Source organism: Sediminibacterium ginsengisoli, from assembly GCF_900167075.1.
GTDB lineage: Bacteria > Bacteroidota > Bacteroidia > Chitinophagales > Chitinophagaceae > Sediminibacterium > Sediminibacterium ginsengisoli.
Genome location: NZ_FUWH01000001.1, coordinates 476,901 through 493,387, shown reverse-complemented (window position 1 = coordinate 493,387; position 16,487 = coordinate 476,901). Strand labels below are relative to the sequence as shown.

The following is a 16,487-nucleotide window of genomic DNA, read 5'->3' as shown; positions in this document are numbered from 1 at the left end:
ATGAAGAACAGCTGGTTACCGGGGCAAGATTTATTCGCCCTTTTTTTCTTTTTCGTCGTTCAGCTTTTTGAAAACCTCTTCCATTTTGAAAACATAGTCCAGGGTATCATCATGGTAAAAATGTAGTACGGGGATCCTGCGCAGCTGGTGTTTTACCCTTGCGGCAAGTTCTTTTTTGATTTCCCAGGCTTTGGATTCGATGGTTTTCATTACTGCCTGTACATCTTTCACCTGGAAAATGCTCAGGTAAATACGGGCTTCGAGCAGATCGGGTGTCACTTTTACGGACGAAATGGACACCATCCCGCCGTCGATCATTCCAAGGCCGAGACGCCTGAAAATATCGTTCAGTTCTTCCTGCAAGGCTCCGGCAACCTGCCGCTGGCGTTTTCCTTCCTCCATATTCTAACATTTAATTGGATGTAAAAGTAGTTACTTTGCTGTGTTTTAAACGATTTTATCCTTTATGAAGCGATTTTCGAGAATACTTTTTTACCTGCGGACCCAGAAACGGAACATTCTTCTTTATTTCATTTTCAATATTCTGTCCATTGTATTCTCGCTGGTATCACTGGCTATGCTGGCACCATTCCTGCAAATGCTCTTCGGCAGGGAGCAACTGATCAAAGTACAGCCTGTGTTCAGTTTTACGGCCGATGGCATGCTGAATACCTTAAAATATTATCTCAGCCGCCTCATCAGCGAATATGGCGATCTCTATGCCCTCGGCGCGATCTGTATTACGATCGTACTCTCCATTTTCTTCAAAAACCTGTTCTCTTACCTTTCTTACCGTGTACTGGCCCCGATGCGTAATTACGTAATGACCAAGCTCCGGTCTGACCTTTATGCGAAGATCCTCGAGCTTCCGATCGGTTTCTTTACCGAACAGCGCAAGGGTGATATCATCAGCAGGATGAGTAATGATGCGAATGAAGTGGAATGGAGTGTAATGAGTACGCTGGAAGGTCTGATCCGAGAGCCGCTGACCATCCTTATTATTCTTACCACGCTGGTACTGATCAGTCCTACGCTTTCGTTGTTCCTGCTGGTATTGCTGCCGCTTACTGGTTTTATCATCGGCCGGGTAAGCCGCAGCCTGAAAAAACAATCGGGTGCTGCGCAGGCAGAAATGGGTACGCTCATGTCCATCCTCGATGAAACGCTGACCGGCCTGCGTGTGATCAAAGCATTCAATGCCGAAAAGATCATCGGCAACAAATTTTTCTCTACCAACAACAAGCTGAATCACATCCGTAACAGGATGAACTTCCGCCGTGACCTGGCATCGCCGATGTCTGAATTTCTCGGAGTGCTGGTATTGTCCTGCATCCTGTGGTTCGGCGGGCGCCTTGTACTGCAGAACCAGGCAGCGCTCGAAGCCGGAAGCTTCATCACCTATATCGTATTCTTTACACAGATCATCAATCCTGCCAAATCCCTGTCTACCGCCTTTTACAATGCACAAAGGGGCAGCGCAGCCATACAACGGATCGAAGAGATCCTGAGCGCGCCCGCTACCATTACAGATAAACCGGATGCAAGGGAGATCACGTCTTTCAACAGCAGCATCGAGTTCAGAAATGTAACTTTTGCTTACCAGGATGTGACCATACTTAAAAACATCAACCTGAAGATCGAAAAAGGCAAGACCATTGCACTCGTGGGTTCTTCGGGTGCAGGTAAAAGCACACTTGCGGACCTTGTACCACGATTCCACGATGTATCTGAAGGTGAGCTGCTGATCGACGGTATCAATATCAGGGAATATTCACTGCATTCTGTCAGGAACCTGATGGGCATAGTAACCCAGGAACCGATCCTGTTCAACGACAGTATCGCGGCAAACATTGCACTGGGTATCAGTGATGCAACAACAGCCCAGATAGAACATGCGGCGTCTGTTGCCAATGCACTGAATTTCATTCAGCAGAAAGAGGAAGGTTTCGAAACCAATATCGGCGACAGGGGCAGCAAGCTCAGCGGGGGTGAAAGGCAACGTGTAACCATTGCACGCGCCGTTTTGAAAAATCCGCCTATCCTTATACTCGATGAAGCAACATCTTCCCTGGATACGGAAAGCGAAAGGCTGGTGCAGGATGCCATCAATAACATGATGCAGAACCGTACTTCCATCGTGATCGCGCACCGTCTTTCAACGATCCGCCACGCAGATGAGATCGTGGTATTACAGAAAGGAGAAATAGCAGAACGCGGCAGTCATGATGAATTGCTTGCACTGAACGGGATCTATAAAAAACTGGTAGACATGCAGGAGGTTAAATAACGCGATCCTGCTTAAAATAATAAAGCCACTTCCTCATCAGAAGTGGCTTTATATTTATCAATCTGCAGGGGCACTTAGTTCTGCGCGATTCTTACACCTAAGCGTTTGTAATTCTCGCTTGGTTTGATTTCAGCATTTCCAACCAGTTCAAGATGTACTTCCCTTGGTGAAGTGCTGCTTGTACCCGGGTTTACAATATTGATGGTCACTTCGCCAAAGCTGGTATTAGCCGGAATAACGAAGCTGGTGTTGGTGGTATAGTGCGTACCCGCAACTGCCAGCAGGTTTGGTGATGCCGGTGCAGCATCAGTGATCACTTTATAGGTGATGGTCTGATCTGTACTGCGCTGAGGTCCTACCAGGTTTACACGGAGTTTCACAGGTGTTGTGGTTGTACGGGTGATTAACGCTGCTGTTGTAGGCGTAGGATATCCGTAAGTTGGCACCCTTGTGGTTACATGGTATGCAAACGGTGTAGTAGCCGAGTTCAGCACTGTAGCGTCAAATTCAACAACTGTATTTCCTTCAAAGGTCTTGTTCATTTCTTTAATGCATGATGAAAACAACACCGGTATACTCAGCAGCACACATGCAATTATATTCTTCATTTTCATAATTATGCTTTTGGTGGGTTATTAGTAGTTAAAGTTCTGAACCATATTAGGATTACCATCCACTTCAGATACCGGGATCCTTGGCAGTAACCTGAAGTCTGTAGCAGGCAGGTTGGTCAGCGGTAATGCTTTGTTGATAGCAAGGCCATACCTTTTCAGGTCATAGAACCTGTAACCTTCAAATGAGAACTCCAGCATACGCTGCCTGAGGATCTCATCGAGCAGAGCCTGTCCTGTTAACGGTGTAACCGGAACGGTAAATCCTACTATTCTTGCAGTTCTGATCACGTTCAGATCAGTCCATGCGCCCGGCTCCAGGCCTTGCCTGTACCTTGCTTCCGCCCTGTTCAGGTAAAGTTCCGGCCAGCGGATCACAACAGTATTATCCCAGTTCGGACCACCGTTCTTACCCATCCATTTTGTACACTCAACATAATGTCCGCCTGCATTTACTCCCCACTCGAAAAGCCTGTTCCTGATGTCGTTGCCGTAGGTCAGTGCTGGTGGTGGTGTAGAGGTAGATACCAGTGTAGATGCATTGAACCCGGAAATGCCCAGTTCATTCAGCAGGAAAGCATTCGGTACCAGGTCGCCCTGTCCCTGCCTTACACCTGCAAATGCACCTGGTGCAGAAAGCGTGGTATGTGTTGCAGCCAGTGAAGTGTTTACGCCCAGGTTTTCACCGAGTGTTGCAAACAATACCTGGAAGATGCCTTCAGGGTGTGTTGCGGCTCTCCAGCCTGCCACATAGTTACCTGTATTGGTCATGCTGCCGATACCACCGGTAAGACCGATAGCTGCTGTTGCAAATGAATCGGCCCTTGCCCATTTACCTTCATATAAAGCGACCCTTGACCCTAAAGCCAATGCAGCATGTTTGCTGGCGTAGCTGATACCCCTGTTCGCATTCGACAGCAGGGATACACTTGCATAGATATCACTCATGATCTGCGCATAGCTGTCTGCAATGCTTGCTCTTGCAGGCATGTAAGCAGATGCTGCGGTTCCTGAGTTGAAACCTACGGTATTGATTACTATACCGCCTTTATCCTGTGATGGCACGGTGAAGGTTGGAATGTATGCATAGTTCTTCACCAGATCGAAGAAATACAATGCACGCAGGAATTTCAGCTCACCTTCCCAGCGGGCCTTGTCTGCAGTTGATCCGTCTGCCACAGCAGGTATTGCAGCCAGCGTAAGGTTGATTTCGTTAATTACGTTATAGGAAGTTGCCCAGTTGGCCATATTGGCAAGCGACTGGTTCCTGTTCTCACTCAGAAGCCTTGAAGAGCGGCCGTTGGCATATGCCACATCAGCCATTGCTTCAGGTACAGAGAACATATCACGACCGTACAGACGTTCGCTTTTCAATACAGAATAGGCAGAGTTGATCGCTGCTTCGATACCGCTTTTGTTTACCAATGCCAGAGATGCATCAAGTGAATTTCTGGATGGGATGTCCAGCTGTTTTTTGCACGACTGGGCTACGAAGCCAGCGGCTATAACTATGAATATTTTAAAAGATAACTTTTTCATGATGTTTTTATTTACTGATTAAAGCTTAACCTGTACACCTACCGTTATATTCTTTGCTGTTGGCAGGATACCGAAATTGTCTCCGGTAAACTCCGGATCATAGCTCAGCCATTTAGAGTATGTCCACAGGTTAATTCCCTGTACATAGAAACGTACACTTTCCATCGACAGCTTTTTAGCAGTGGCTGCAGGCAGGTCGTAAGAGAGTGTGATCTGTTTCAAACGGATATAATCAGTCTTGTTGATATAACGTGTACCGCTACCCCAGCCAACGCTGTTGAAATCGGCCAGGCCATTGAATGGACGTGGCACATAAGTAACATCACCTGGTTTCTGCCAGCGTGCATCGTAGCCGTCTTTCAGTGTATTTACCGTAGCGCCACCCATACGCATCATCTGTGTGTACTGACCATCTGAACGTACACGGCCATACTCATACTGGAAGAATGCTTCGAGTGTGATGCCTTTGTAAGAGAATGCGTTTGTCCAGCCACCGAAATGAGTAGGATAGATATTACCGATGATCTTTCTGTCTGCAGCTGCAGGGTTATAAGTGATATTACCATCTTTATCATACCACATACCTCTTCCGGTAGCAGGGTTTACGCCAGCCCATTCAGTAGTATAGAATGATCCCAGCGGAGAACCTACACGGATAGACGCATCGTTAGGCAATGCCTGAAGACCATCGTATAGGCTCAGCACCTTGTTGCTCTGGAAAGCGATATTGAAGGTAGAAGTCCATTTGAAAGGACCAGTGAACGGATTAACAGTGATACCGATCTCCAGACCTTTGTTCTCGGTTGAACCCAGGTTCTGACGGATTGTTGTGAAACCTGTTGTTGCATATAAAGAACGATCCAGCAGCAGGTCTTTGTTCACCCTGCGGTACGCATCGATAACAAGTGATACTTTGTTTTTAAAGAGTCCCAGTTCCAGCCCGAGGTTGCTCTCTTCCCTTGTTTCCCATGACAGATCCGGGTTACCCAGCTGTGTAGGGTTAATAGCTGATGAGTTACCGTATACACGTGATGCGCCATACAGCTGGCTGTACAGTACGTTACCGATCTGGTCGTTACCGGCCTGACCGAATGAGAACCTTAATTTCAGATCAGAAATGGCTTTCACTTCCTGCATGAACAGTTCATCTTTCACGTTCCATGCCACCTGTGCAGACTGGAAGATACCGTACTTCTTGTTCGCACCGAAACGGCTTGAACCATCACGACGTGCGGTATAGTTAAAGATGTATTTACCCTGGTAAGAGTAACCCAGTTTTGCAAACTGCGAGAAAGTTGCACTTCCTGACCATTGACCCGAAACACCTACCGGTGTTGCAGCTGCGCTGAGGTACTCAAGCATGTAAGAAGGGAAGCCCTGGCCATCTGCCTGGAACCATTCGTTCACATCTCTCCTGTACTCCACACCCAGTAACGCGTTGATGCTGTGATCACGGTTAATGGTAGTATTATAAGCACCGGTAGTAGTGGTGATAAAGTTGGTATTCCAGTCAGACTGTGAAGAAAGACGGCCGCTTACAGCGAAACCATCGTTGATCCTCGGATCCTGGTAACGCCTGTCCTGCGTTAAACGGTAATCAAGACCTACCAGTGTTTTGAAAGTAAGTTCAGATGTAGGTTTAAAGGTCAGAGACGCATTACCTACCAGCTGGTTAGTACGGGTTTTATATTTGGCATATGCACCAACCGCCATTACGTTATGGTTGAAAGTACCAACCATGATCTGAGACGGGTTGGAAGGCAGGCCATAGAAAGTTCCGTCGGGGTTGTAAATAGGATTGATCGGCAGGATCTGGCCGCTTGCATAAGCGGGGTTACCGAAACCAGTATTTCCGAGGCTGTACGGAGCATTCTGCCCGCTTGAACTGATAGAGATCGTATTCTCGAAAGTGAATTTATCATTGATCTTGTAAGAGATCCTTGAAAGCAATGCAGCCCTGTTGAAATTGGTAGGCGCTATAAAATGTTCGATGTTCTGGTAAGAACCCGAAACATAGAAAGAAAGGTTCTGGCTTCCACCCTGCATAGACAGTTCATACTGGCTGATCTTACCGGTTTTGAAAGATTCTTTCTGCCAGTCGTAAGTAGGCAGACTGTCTATTTTGCCCTGGGTTGTTGTAGAAGGCAGGCCGAGGTTACTCAGCACTGTAGACCTGATAGAAGCTGCGCTTGAAGTAGGGTTTGCATTTGCCAGTGCTTCATAACGCACATTGAACCACTCCTGTGTAGTAAGAACAGGCAGTACTTTCAGTGCAGAACTTACGCCGTGGAATGTGTTGAAGTTGAACCTGGTTTTTCCGGCCCTTCCTTTTTTAGTAGTAACAAGTACAACACCGTTGCCGGCCCTTGCACCATAGATAGAAGCCGCAGCCGCATCTTTCAGGATCTCGATCGATTCGATATCATCTGTGTTCAGGAAGTTCAGCGGGTTGTTCTGGGTATTGATAGACCCGGTAGAAGTGTTGATCTGTACACCATCCACTACATATAAAGGAACGGTACCAGCGTTGATAGAACCAACACCACGGATGATCACGCTCAGTGAACCACCCGGAACACCGTTGGCAGAAGCCACGATAACACCCGGTGCACGACCTTGTAATGCCTGTGCAAAGTTCGGCATCGGCAGGTTGTCGATATCAGCTGCAGCCACTCGTGTAATAGCAGCAGTTACATCTTTTTTACGCTGCACCTGGTAACCGGTCACTACCACGTCATCCAGTTTTTCAACCTTGCTTTCGAGTACAACATCAATTCTGTTTTTGCCTTCTATTGATACCTCACGGGTATTATAGTTGATCGCAGAAATGATCAGTTGTTTCACTGTAGAAGGAACAGGCAGTGAGAAAGATCCATCAACTCCTGCTGATGTTCCTGAGGTCGTGCCTTTTAAAGTGATACTGGCGCCGGGGATAGGCGCTCCTTTTTCATCTGTAACTTTCCCGATGACGGTTCGGTTCTGTGCCCATAGGTTGCCAAAACAGAGGCAAATGGACAAGACCATTAGCAGTTTTCTCATGTGCATATAGTTTTAGTGGCTGCAATGTCCCTAAAACGGGTTACGCTCCAAAAAAAGGAAGTCGTTTTATGATGAGCGCGTTAGAACGGGATTAGAATACTATAAGACTATATATAGCAGTAGTTTAAATACGAATATAATTGACTGATTATTAATTAATTGCGATAACATTTCTACTGATATCTCCTTAACAGGGCCGTAAAGCGGCTTTTTTTATAACTGATTCATCATCAGCTGTAAACGAAAAGACCTCCTGTTGACTAACAGGAGGTCTTTTCCAGGGCATTTAAAGCACTGTAATTTATTGTTCAGGACTTGGTTTTACCAGTCCGAGTTTTGCTTCAAGGCTTAAAGTTGCATGTGGTACCGCGCGGAGACGGGCTTTATCGATCAGCTTCCCGGTAACTCGGCAGATACCGTAGGTTTTGTTCTCGATCCGCATGATGGCCTTTTCAAGATGGTCGATATAAGTGATCTGGCGACTGGCCATCTGGCTCAGTTGCTCTCTTTCCATACTCATACTGCCATCTTCCATGGTCATGTAGCGGGCATCGTCGTTATCGCCGCCCATTTCATCTTTTCTCGTGATCAAACCCTGCAGGTAAGCCAGTTCTTTTTTGGCTGCTTCGAGTTTTTTGTTGATCAATTCCCTGAATTCATTCAGATCTGCGTCACTGTATTTCACTAATGGTTCGTTGCTTTTAGTTGTTTCCACTCTTTTTTCTAATGGTGTGTAGCCTGGTCTGTAAGGAACACTCGTTTTAACGCTTGTTTTTGGCACTTTTACCTCTTTGATCGGTTCCGGTTGCTTTTTAACCGGTTTAGCCGGAGGAGGCGGTGGTGTTTTTTTAACGGGCGGCGGTGGCGGAGGAGCTGCAACAGGCTTAACTGGTGCTGCTTTTACCGGTGCCGGTGGTGTTTTAACTGGTGCTGCCTTCTTTGCCGGAACCGGAACTGCTTTTTTAGGAGCTGGTTTAGCTGGTGCCGGAGCCGGTGCTTTCTTTACCGGTTTGGGTGCTGGTTTGGCTGGTACCGTCTTTTTGGCAGCCGGTTTAGCCGGCGCTTTTTTAGGGGCGGCTTTAACAGGTTTGGAAGCGGTTTTGGCCGGAACTGCTTTTTTAGGAGCCGGTTTAGCCGGTGCCTTTTTGGGGGCCGGTTTGGCTGGTGCTGCCGCCTTTTTAGGGGCTGGCTTGGTTGCTGCCTTTGCAGGAGCGGGCTTAGCGACTGCTTTTTTAGCCGGAGCCGCTTTTTTTGGAGCAGGTTTCTTAGTAGCCATACGCTTTTATCCTTTTTTGTTTACTACCACTTTCAGCAGCGTGTCATTGACTTCAATTTCAATGCCATTCTCAATTTCGGTGTTCCATTCTATGACATCTGCCAGAATTTCGCGGCAAATATAATCGTTATATTTAATAATTGACGGCCTGAGGGTCTCGTTCTCAAGCACATTCACGAATATACGGTCTGTGAGTTCAAATCCGCTTTCTTTTCTGATATTTTGTATCCGGTTCACGAATTCACGGGCATTTCCCTCCTGTAAAAGGTCTTCTGTGAGGGTAATATCCAGCGCTACGGTCAGGTTGCCCTTGTTGGCAACGCTCCAGCCAGGGATGTCTTCTGCTGCGAGATCTACATCAGACAAGGAAAGGGTAATTTTTTCCCCATCCAGTTCCAGATCAAATTCCCCTGCTTTTTCGAAAGCTGCTATATCATGCTGAGTCATAGCACCGATAGCGGCACTCACTGCCTTCATTTTCGTACCCATACGGGTTCCCAGCGCCTTAAAGTTGGCTTTGATCTTCTTACGGATCACACCTTCGGTATCTGTGATATATTCTATCTCCTTTACATTCACTTCCGCTTTGATCAGGTCGCCGATCTTTTCGAGCTGTTCTTTCATGGCAGGATTGAGCACCGGGATCAGCACTTTCTGTAATGGCTGCCTTACTTTAATATTCACTTTTTTACGGAGTGACAATACAAGTGAACATACATCCTGCGCCAGCTGCATCCTTTCCTCCAGCAATACATCGATCGCCTCTTCACTGGCAACCGGGAAATCGGCATGATGCACGGAAGCTGCCGGGAAACGTTCTGTTACCGCATTTAATTTGCGGAATACCGCATCGCTGAAGAAGGGTGAAATAGGTGCGATCAGGCGAACGATTGTTTCCAGGCACTCATACAAGGTCTGGTATGCACTGATCTTATCCTGCTCATATTCTCCTTTCCAGAAACGACGACGGCAAAGACGTACATACCAGTTACTCAGGTGCTCGTCGAGGAATTCCTCTACCGCACGGCCGGCCAGGGTTGGTTCGTAATCGTCCATGGCTGCCGTTACCCTTTTAATAAGTGTATTGAGCGATGAAAGGATCCAGCGATCGATCTCCGGCCTTTCTGCCAGTGGTATATAATTTTCGCGGAACGCAAATCCATCCACGTTCGCATATAGTGTAAAGAACTGGTATGTGTTGTACAGGGTTCCGAAGAACTTACGCTGTACTTCCTGTATACCTGCCAGATCGAACTTGAGGTTATCCCATGGCGATGCATTCGTGATCAGGTACCAGCGTGTTGCATCCGCACCATATTTTTCGATCGTCTCGAACGGGTTTACCACGTTGCCGAGACGTTTGCTCATTTTATTACCATTCTTATCCAGTACCAGACCGTTACTTACCACTGTCTTATATGCGACACTATCAAACAGCATTACACCCAATGCATGCAAAGTATAGAACCAGCCGCGTGTCTGGTCAACACCTTCCGCAATGAAATCTGCCGGGAATGCCTGGCCTTTATCGATGTTATCCTGGTTCTCAAAAGGATAATGCCACTGCGCATAAGGCATCGCACCGCTGTCGAACCATACATCTATCAGATCCGGTACGCGATGCATCGGTTTACCGCTGTCGCTCACCAGTACAATCTCGTCTACATATGGTTTATGAAGATCGAGAATACCCTCGTGCAGGTAATTGCTGTTCACATTACCGCCCAGTACCTCGTTCGCCTTGCGGATGCCCTCGTTCAATTCTGCTACGGAGCCGATACATTTCTCTTCGTTTCCGTCTTCCGTGCGCCATACAGGTAATGGTGTTCCCCAGTAACGGCTGCGGCTCAGGTTCCAGTCTACCATATTCTCCAGCCAGTTACCGAATCTTCCTTCGCCGGTTGAACGCGGCTTCCAGTTGATGGTTTTGTTCAGCTCTACCATCCTGTCTTTCACAGCAGTAGTTCTGATAAACCACGCATCGAGCGGGTAATAAAGTATTGGTTTATCCGTCCTCCAGCAATGCGGATAGCTGTGTTCATATTTCTCTACCTTGAAGGCCCGGTTCTCTTTTTTGAGCTTTACGCAGATATCTACGTTTACATCCGCATAATCCGGATCGTCCTTGTAATTTTTTACATACCTGTTGCTGAATTCTCCCAGACCAGCCACAAACTTACCCTGCCTGTCTACCATGGTAAGAATCCCGATGTTGAATTTCTGCCCTACCTTATAATCATCCGCACCAAATGCCGGGGCAGTGTGTACGATACCCGTACCATCTTCGGTAGTTACAAAATCACCTGTGATTACCCTGAAAGGCTGTGCTCCGGGTGTGAGCCTTTCTATCTCTTGCCGTGAATTGGCTTCATAAGGAAGCAGCTGCTCATAGGTACAGCCTTCTATTTCTTTGCCCTTGAATGTTGCCAGTATTTTCCAGGGCTGTGTTTTCTGCTCGGCGGTATAGCTTTCAAAATCGCCGTTCTCGTTTTCCGGTTTAAAGAACTTCCCGAGCAATGCCTGCGCCATGATCACCTGTACCGGCAGATGCGTGTATGGATTAAAGGTTTTTACGAGTACATAATCGATGTTTGGTCCTACCGTAAGACCCAGGTTGGACGGTAATGTCCATGGCGTGGTTGTCCATGCGAGGAAGAATACTTCATCGTTCAGCATTTCGGAGGCATTCACTTTACTCCAGAACGGTCTGGATATAAGATCTGCATTCACCGCTTTGAACATTGCTACCGCCGATGTGTCTTTTACATCTTTATAAGTGCCGGGTTGATTCAGTTCATGCGAACTGAGGCCCGTTCCCGCTGCAGGCGAATAAGGCTGTATGCTTACGCTTTCATATAAAAATCCTTTCTTATACAACTCGCTCAGGATCCACCAGAGCGATTCTATATAATTATTTTCGAATGTGACATAAGGGTTGCCGAGATCTACCCAATACCCCATTTTGGTGGTCAGATCGTCCCATTTATCCTTGTAGCGAAGTACGGCTTCGCGGCATTTCTGGTTGTATTCTTCAACAGAGATCTTATGACCGATATCTTCCTTGGTAATGCCCAGTTCCTTCTCAACACCCAGTTCTACCGGCAAACCGTGCGTATCCCAGCCACCTTTCCGTTTTACCTGGAAACCCTGCATGGTTTTATAGCGGCATACCATATCCTTCAGTGTACGCGAGATCACGTGGTGAATACCCGGCATACCGTTGGCGCTCGGAGGCCCTTCATAAAACACAAATGGCGTTTTGCCTTCGCGCAGGGATACACTTTTTTCAAATGCTTCGCCTGCTTTCCATGCTGCCAATATCTCCTGCTCAATAGACGGGAGGTTTAATCCTGAAAATTCCTGGTATTTCGCACTCATACAGATTTCCGTTCGATCAGTTAATGTCAATAGATAAAATGTTTGCGAAGGTACGGATATGGAAGAAAAAACCCCACTTTACAGGTGGGGCTTATGTTTTAGGGGGCTCGTTCAGCCCTTTTTAACCAATTTGTATTCCAGCTCCGGTTTACCCCTGGTTCCGCCGTCGTCGCCATGGAAGCTCATGAACTTCAGTTTATAGTAATTGCCGGCCGCATCCTTGATCACGTAGAAGCGGTCTTTTTTAACGCCCGACTGTCCCGCGGTTGCTGACGCAGTACGCCATCTGGTACCCAGGGAATCGATCGCTGAACTGAACGTGATCTTTGTCAGCATGCTGTCTTTAAAGTCTGCATAACTCACGGTTGAAGTAAGCACTTCCGATACCTGCACACCGTTTCGGCTGTTGATGGTAATAAAGTCGGATGATGCATAAGGGATCATGGTTGCCCCCAGGGCTGTTTCAAACATGGTATAACCCCATACAAAATCCCAGTTTCCTTTTTCGGGTGCTACTTTCACCAGGCCATTATCAAACGAGACGTAGCTGAAATCGTACTGACTGTCTTTGGTAACATCTATGGTTTTAAAGGTGGTTTCTTCCAGTTTTGCATACTGAAGTGTATAACCGGTTCCTTTGCGCAGTACCCTGATCTTGTAGAAGCTGCGTGCCGCAACGCTGCCACCGGTTCCGCAGTTTACGATATACACTTTATTATCGGTTGCTGTTTCCGAAACCGCTGCGATCACGGTTTTGCTCAGATTACCCCTGATATCGTCGATCAATGCCAGTGAAGCTGCATCATAACCGATGGCAAGCTTGTTCAGGCCCACCGTATCCGCTGTACCTACCTGCGCGAGGTCATTTTTATTGATCATTTTTGCTGTTGCTGAAGTGGTATTATTGAGGATCACCCGGAAATCACTGCCGGTATAAAAACCAAGATCCCAGCTGCTCCTTGCTGCCACTACCTGTGTTGCCGTGCTTAGGTCCACATACACTGAATTGCCTGCACTGCTTCCCGCTTCATTGGCGATCAGTCCTTTCAGCTGCAGTTGTGTTCCATCCGATGGTGGCACCACAATAATCGTATCGTTGTTTTTCTTGCAGGCTGCCAGTCCACCGGCCAATGCCATTATGGCTACTGCAATTTTGAGTTTGTTCATTGTTTGTTGGTTTTATAGTTAATCGTAGGTTTTCTACCTGGTATAATTGAAATTGAGCGTCAGGAAATAAGACCTTCCGTATCCCATCGGTACGGCTCCGCCTGAACTATGCGCCCCGCCTGTATCCGCCGAAGTGTTGTTCAGTCTGGTTACATCGAAAAGATTCTTTACACCTGCCGAAAGTACCAGCAGTCTGCCAACACTTTTGGATGCCGTCACATCTGCAAGATGAAATCCCGAAGTGCTCACCAGGTTTGGAACAGATTGCCCGTTCACCTGTATTACTTCGTATGAAGGACGTTTGCCACTGTATTTATAGAACGCTGCCAGCTTAATACCCGATCTACCTGCTGTCCAGATGATATTTGCATTCAGTTCGGGCGACCATACGAAACCGGGCAGGTTGTCTTTTGTATAAGCTGCCACTTCTGAAAGCCTGTTATAGCGGCCGATATAAGAGAATCCCGTGATTGCCTGCAATTGTTTCCAGGTAATCCTGTTTTCGAAAGTGAGACCTGTTGTTCTGAATTTTTCGATATTCATCGTCATCGATACAGAAGGGTCCGAAGGATCAACACCGTAACTGATCAGGTTCCTGAACTCATTATAGAAAGCTCCGAGTGATGACTCGATGCGCAGCTCCTGCTGTTGTTTTACGAGATATGTGAGCGATCCGTTGAAACTGTCAGACTCTTCCGCTTTCAGGTTCGGATTGCCTTTGATGGAATGGCTGGCATCAAAGAAGTTGAAATACAATTCACGCAGCGCCGGTGAACGGAATCCGCGTGCATAAGCCATGCGCAGATCCAGTTTCCTGGCAAGCCTGAACAGGGTATTCAATGAAGGGATTACCGGTGGTGCGTCGTAAATGGAATTTTTGATGAACCTGAATCCAGGCCTGATATTGATCCCGTCAAGCGGTTTCCATTCAGAAGAAACAAAGAATGCATAATCACTGATCGAAGGTGAGCCCTCAATACGTGCACCGCTTGCATGGTCGAGATTGATGTCGATACCGGGCTGCAGCGAAAGTTTTCCTGAGACCCGGTATTGTGCTGTAGTGCGGAATACCCCTGAACGGAAAATAGATTCATCCTGCTGGCCCGCCGCAGTGCCCGGTGTTCGTGCACCTGTTGTAAAATCGACAATAGTGGTTTCCGTTTTACGTTTGTAATCGGTATAAGCCAGTACAGATGCAAGCTGCAGCCTGTTGTTCACCTGCCATTCGAGCTGGGCCTGGTGAGTGAAACGGGTAGTTGCATAGACCTGGTCCGTTGCTTTATACGTAGCCCCCATCGCCCCTTTTGAAACGATATCTTCCGTAAGTGCGTCCAGGCGGTACCAGGCTGACAGGCTGCCTTTCCGGTAACCGATCACTCCGCTTGCCAGCCATTGCTCTTTTGGTTTCCATTCCTGTTCACGTCCCTGTTTATTCCCGACCCAGCCACCGGATTCATTATGTGTAATGGAACCACCGAAATTCCACAACCGGCTTTTATGTGTTACACCCACATGCTGGTTGTGAACGCCTTTTCCTGTAAATGGTTCATATTCGCCGCCTGCCGTTTCTTCCTGAATTCTTGCAGTGACTGCAAGCAAATCCTTGCGGTTCTTAATGGTGATGATATTGACCACACCTGCCAGCGCATCTGAACCGTAGGAAACAGACATTGGCCCTTCTACAATTTCAATGCGTTCAACCAGGTTGATATCGATCTGGTTCAGGCTCTCCCTGGTATCTCCGCGGTCTACCATGGGAACGCCGTCGAGCAGTATTTTAACATTGCGGCCAGACATGCCCATCAGCTGTATATCTGTAGTGCTCAGCGTAAGATCATTGCTGAACCTGAAACCCAGCTCACTATTCAGTACCTGCTGTATGTTGACAGCACCGCGAAGTTTGATGCGCTCGCTGGTAATGGTACGTACCTGGTACACGGATTTGCGCAGCGACTGCGGCAGGTATTGACCGGTTACAACCACATCATCCGAACTGCCGGACAATTGTGCGGTATCCGGCGCGGGCTGCTGTGCAAGAGCTGAACCAGCCAGGAACAGCGCTACCGGTAATAAAATGCTGCTGCGATAATTCATGGGTCATATTTTGGCACTGCACCGACAGGCATGCAACTGGCGTTTGCACAATTACTCATGCATGAACAGGCTGTTATGCCTGCCGGTATCAGTATTTTTTATGAAAATCTTAGTTGGCTGCTGTTGCTGCCGCTTCTTTCGTTTCTGTGAACTTGCCTAAGATGATTTTTACTTTTTCTTTCAGCGCAGCGCCTTCATTTTTCTCGGCTTCCAGTTTACCGAACTGCTGCGACAAGGTCTGGCCTTCGCTTTTCTGTATGAGGCGGATATTGCTTTTGCCTTTCAGCAGCTCATCCCATGAGGTACGCACTGTATTCCAGAAATTTTTATGCTCGTTCCACCATTTTGCGGCAACAGCACATTGCTTATCGTCTACCCTGGTGTAGATATTGAATCCTTTTTCAGAAGCAATCCAGAAATCTGCCTGGCCGTCTGTACGTTTGATTTTTCTGTTGTCCTGTTCATGTACCCAGCCTGTGTCTGTAATGATCAGTTTGTTGCCGCGTTCAAGTACGTTATAGTCTGAACGTGTGCTGTATTCTCTTCTTGGCAGCGGCGCATCGGTTGTGTTTTCCCAGAACAGCTTTCCGTTGTTCATCATCCATTTGCTGGTACCCTGATAACGAGGCGCATCGTCTGTTTCCCAGACAGTCTGTGTCCAGCTGCCGGCGTCTGCTTTTGCAGCGGGATCGTATTTCCAGGCAGCATCATGGTCAAACTTCCACAGTCCTTTCTTTGAATATTCCCAGTCTTCACGCCAGTGTTTGATCACCATAGTATCGCTGATCACCAGCAGGTGCTGCAATACAAATTTTTTATCCAATGCTTCTTCTGCAACAACCCATTCTATACCATGAGCATTGTAAGGTTTAGCATTTTTATACAAGGGAGTCGGAGCGAATGTTTCTGCGTACATAAACTCTACTTCATAGCAGCCGCAGAGGCTTTTAACGGCATTCTGCTCCTGTTTTGTCTGTGCACCTGCATGGATGGCAAGCAAGGCAAACATTCCTATCAGTATCTTTTTTTTCATAGCTGTTTTTTAGTGTTGCAAAATTGTGCAGGACAGGATCGATGTGTATGCCGAATCGGGAAA

At 47.3% G+C, this 16,487-nt stretch carries 10 protein-coding genes; 1 reads left to right on the top strand and 9 read right to left on the bottom strand.

Annotated elements, in window-relative coordinates; all coding sequences use genetic code 11:
• Nucleotides 1-30: 30 nt before the first annotated feature.
• Nucleotides 31-402, bottom strand: coding sequence for a 30S ribosome-binding factor RbfA (gene rbfA / locus B5D42_RS02300; protein WP_078829802.1), 372 nt, complete (start codon nucleotides 400-402; stop codon nucleotides 31-33).
• Between the two features lie 64 nt (nucleotides 403-466).
• On the opposite strand from rbfA, the gene B5D42_RS02295 reads away from it, so the two are divergent.
• The gene (locus B5D42_RS02295; protein WP_078829801.1) at nucleotides 467-2,287 is read left to right on the top strand and encodes an ABC transporter ATP-binding protein; all 1,821 of its coding nucleotides are present in this window, start codon (nucleotides 467-469) and stop codon (nucleotides 2,285-2,287) included.
• Between the two features lie 74 nt (nucleotides 2,288-2,361).
• On the opposite strand, the gene B5D42_RS02290 is transcribed toward B5D42_RS02295, so the two are convergent.
• The 8 genes from B5D42_RS02290 to B5D42_RS02255 form a co-directional block, all read right to left on the bottom strand.
• Nucleotides 2,362-2,895, bottom strand: a complete 534-nt coding sequence (locus B5D42_RS02290; protein ID WP_217698763.1) for a hypothetical protein — start codon at nucleotides 2,893-2,895, stop codon at nucleotides 2,362-2,364.
• 27 nt (nucleotides 2,896-2,922) lie between these two features.
• The gene (locus B5D42_RS02285; protein WP_078829799.1) at nucleotides 2,923-4,437 is read right to left on the bottom strand and encodes a RagB/SusD family nutrient uptake outer membrane protein; all 1,515 of its coding nucleotides are present in this window, start codon (nucleotides 4,435-4,437) and stop codon (nucleotides 2,923-2,925) included.
• An 18-nt stretch (nucleotides 4,438-4,455) separates the two neighbouring features.
• Complete coding sequence (locus B5D42_RS02280) at nucleotides 4,456-7,476, bottom strand: SusC/RagA family TonB-linked outer membrane protein (protein WP_176112875.1); 3,021 nt, start codon at nucleotides 7,474-7,476, stop codon at nucleotides 4,456-4,458.
• 301 nt (nucleotides 7,477-7,777) lie between these two features.
• Nucleotides 7,778-8,752 (bottom strand): TraR/DksA family transcriptional regulator, encoded by a 975-nt coding sequence (locus B5D42_RS02275; protein ID WP_078829797.1) that lies wholly within the window; start codon nucleotides 8,750-8,752, stop codon nucleotides 7,778-7,780.
• 6 nt (nucleotides 8,753-8,758) lie between these two features.
• On the bottom strand, nucleotides 8,759-12,130 hold the full coding sequence (ileS, locus tag B5D42_RS02270; protein ID WP_078829796.1) for an isoleucine--tRNA ligase: 3,372 nt from the start codon (nucleotides 12,128-12,130) through the stop codon (nucleotides 8,759-8,761).
• A 111-nt stretch (nucleotides 12,131-12,241) separates the two neighbouring features.
• Nucleotides 12,242-13,297 carry an HmuY family protein gene (locus B5D42_RS02265; RefSeq protein ID WP_078829795.1) on the bottom strand — a complete coding sequence of 352 codons (1,056 nt, stop codon included), beginning with the start codon at nucleotides 13,295-13,297 and terminating at the stop codon, nucleotides 12,242-12,244.
• 33 nt (nucleotides 13,298-13,330) lie between these two features.
• Nucleotides 13,331-15,391, bottom strand: a complete 2,061-nt coding sequence (locus tag B5D42_RS02260; protein WP_078829794.1) for a TonB-dependent receptor plug domain-containing protein — start codon at nucleotides 15,389-15,391, stop codon at nucleotides 13,331-13,333.
• Nucleotides 15,392-15,500: 109 nt separating this feature from the next.
• A complete protein-coding gene (locus tag B5D42_RS02255; protein ID WP_078829793.1) occupies nucleotides 15,501-16,424 on the bottom strand; it encodes a DUF6607 family protein in 924 nt (307 codons plus the stop codon).
• Nucleotides 16,425-16,487 lie beyond the last annotated feature (63 nt).